This window comes from Paracraurococcus ruber, from assembly GCF_004353985.1.
In the GTDB taxonomy this organism is placed as follows: domain Bacteria; phylum Pseudomonadota; class Alphaproteobacteria; order Acetobacterales; family Acetobacteraceae; genus Paracraurococcus; species Paracraurococcus ruber.
In genome coordinates, this window is the sequence record NZ_SMOA01000464.1 from 1 (window position 1) to 2,844 (window position 2,844).

Here is a 2,844-nt window from a genome sequence, read left to right on the forward strand (position 1 = left end):
CGCTGCCCCTCCCGCCGCGGCGCGCCGTCCTGGCGCGGGCCGCCATGCCGGTCGCCGGGGCGGCCCTGGCGCGGGCCGCGCTGGTGCTGGTGGTGCTGCGGCCGCGGCTGCGCCACCCGCAGCGGGGTCGGCGGGCCATACTCGTTCTCCGCCAGGGGCGGCGGCTCCAGCAGGCGGAAGCCGAGGCCGGCCAACGCAGCCCCCAGCGCATCCGCCTTCACGCCCAGCCGGCTGGCGAGGTCGGTGGGCGGCGGCGCCGGCGCCCGGCGCGTGAGGAAGCCGAGCTCGGCGGCGATGCGCTCCGCGACGTCGAGCCGCAGCAGCACCGGCCCGGCCGGCAGCCAGCCGATCGCCTGGGCGAAGCCGGTGGGCCAGCCCCCCGGTGGCGGGGCATTCTCCTCGCCCTCCGCCGGCTCGCGGATCTGCAGCGCCACGAGGCCGGGCGCGGGCAGGGCGGGCGTGTCGATGTTGCGCGACATCGCCCAGAGCCCGGCGCGCAGCGCCATGGCACGCGGCTTCAGCGCCTCCGGCACGAACAGCGCGAAGCGGCCGGCGCGCACGCCGATGGCCTTCAGCTTCTGCCGCAGGTCCTGGCTGACCGATTGCTGGGTGTTGCCCGGGACGAGCCCGAGATGCTCGCGCAGCTGGAAGGCCGGGCCGCGCAGCGCGCCCTCGGCCTCCGCCTTGGCCTCGATGGTGGTCAGGATCGCCAGTTCCTTGGCGACCAGGCCTTCCATCCACTTGGCCAGCCGGGCGCGCACCCGCTCGCGCTGGGCGCCGTCGAGGAACTCGCTCGCCAGCACCTCGACCAGCGGCTTGCCCGGCTGGTCGCCGGGGCGCAGGCGGGCGATCTCCGCCGCCTCGGCGCCCGGGCTGGTCCAGGTGATGCGGTGGTTCGGGGTCAGCGCGAATACGTCGTCCTTCGCGGTCTCCACCGCGGCGACGCGGCGCGGCATCTCCTCCCGCAGCGCCCGGCGGGCGGCGCGGAGCACCAGCTTGCGCTCCTCCTCCGTCTCCGCCGCGGCTTCCGGGTGGAAGAGGAAGCCGGCGACCTTGCCGACCGGATGCCCCTCCACCACCACCTCGCCCTGGCGGGTGACGGCGGAGAGCAGGTCGTCGCCCTCGGCATCGTCCAGCCGGCGCATCAGGTGGGCGGCGCGGCGATCGACGAAGCGGGCGGTCAGGCGCTCATGCAGCGCGTCGCTGACCGCGTCCTCGGCCTTGCGCGCCTCCGCCTGGAAGCTGGCGGCGTCGCGCGTCCAGTCGGCGCGGGCGGCGACATAGGACCAGACCCGGATATTCGCCAGGCGCGCCATCAGCGTGTCGAGGTCGCCCTCGGTGTTGCCGCACTGCGCGATCTGCCCGGCCACCCAGTCGTCCGGCAGCACGCCATCCTCGGCCAGGTGCTTGAAGATGCGGCCGCAGAGCCGGACATGCGTGTCGTCCGCCAGCTTGCGGAAATCCGGCACCTGGCAGGCTTCCCACAGCAGGCGCACGCGGTTGCGGCCCTGCGCCAGGCCGCGCATCTCCGCCTCCCGCGCCAGCATGGCCAGCGTGATGAAGTCGTCCGCGTCGTTGCCGCGGGCGAGGCCGGGGAAGGGCGGCGGCGAGGACAGGCTGTCGATCAGCGCATCGACGCTGGTGAAGTCCAGCTCGCTGTTCCGCCAGGCCAGCGTCTGCAGCGTCTCGAACTGGTGGTTCTCGATCTTGTGGACGATCTCGTCCGGCAGCGGCGGGCAGTCGCCGGTGGTGCCGAAGCTGCCGTCGCGCATGCCGCGGCCGGCGCGGCCGGCGATCTGCGCGGCTTCCTGCGCCGTCAGCGGCCTTGCCTTGTGGCCGTCGAATTTCTGCAGGGCGGCGAAGGCCACATGGTCCACGTCCATGTTCAGGCCCATCCCGATGGCGTCGGTCGCCACCAGGAAATCCACCTCCCGGTTCTGGTACAGCGCCACCTGGGCGTTGCGGGTGCGCGGCGACAGCCGGCCCATCACCACGGCGCAGCCGCCGCGGCGGCGGCGGATGGCCTCGGCGATGGCATAGACCTCGGCCGCGCTGAAGGCGACGACGGCGCTGCGCGGCGGCAGCTTGGTCAGCTTCTGCGGCCCGGCGTAAGCCAGCTGTGAGAGGCGTGGCCGCGTCTCCACCTCGGCCTGGGGCACCAGCCGTTGCAGCAGCGGGCGGATGGTCTCGGCGCCCATGAACATGGTCTCGACCATGCCGCGGGCATTCAGCAGCCGGTCGGTGAAGACGTGCCCGCGATCGGGGTCGGCGCAGAGCTGGATCTCGTCCACCGCCACGAACTCCACCCGGCGGTCGAGCGGCATGGCCTCCACCGTGCAGGCGAACCACTTCGCCTCCGGCGGGATGATCTTCTCCTCCCCCGTGATCAGGGCGACGTGGCGCTCGCCCTTGGCGGCGACCATGCGGTCGTAATTCTCGCGCGCCAGCAGCCGCAGCGGGAAGCCGATGATGCCGCTGGCGTGCGCGAGCAGGCGGGTGATCGCCAGATGCGTCTTGCCGGTGTTGGTGGGGCCCAACACGGCCTTGACCCGGGCGTCGAACATGGGGGGGTGGGTATCCGGCATGCGGCGCCATGCATGGGCCGGGACGCCGGCCTTGGCAAGCGCCGAGGCAAGGCGGCGCTTGCAGGTGGTTCAGTTCTGAACTAAATGGTTCAGCGTTGAACCATAGCCACGGAGCCCGCCATGCCCCAGCCCCATGCCCGCCCCGCCATCACCCGCCGGCGGCTGCTGCCGACCGCGGCGGCCGGCCTCGTCCTCGTCGCCGCCGGCCCGCGCCTGCTGCGGGCCGAGCCCGCCGACCCGCTGGCGCCCTGGCGCGCCG

1 protein-coding gene is annotated in these 2,844 nt (G+C 73.9%); it reads right to left on the reverse strand.

From position 1 onward, the window contains the following. On the reverse strand, window positions 1–2,585 hold a 2,585-nt coding region (locus E2C05_RS30775), incomplete at its 3' end, for a helicase-related protein (protein ID WP_240046967.1). Window positions 2,586–2,844 lie beyond the last annotated feature (259 nt).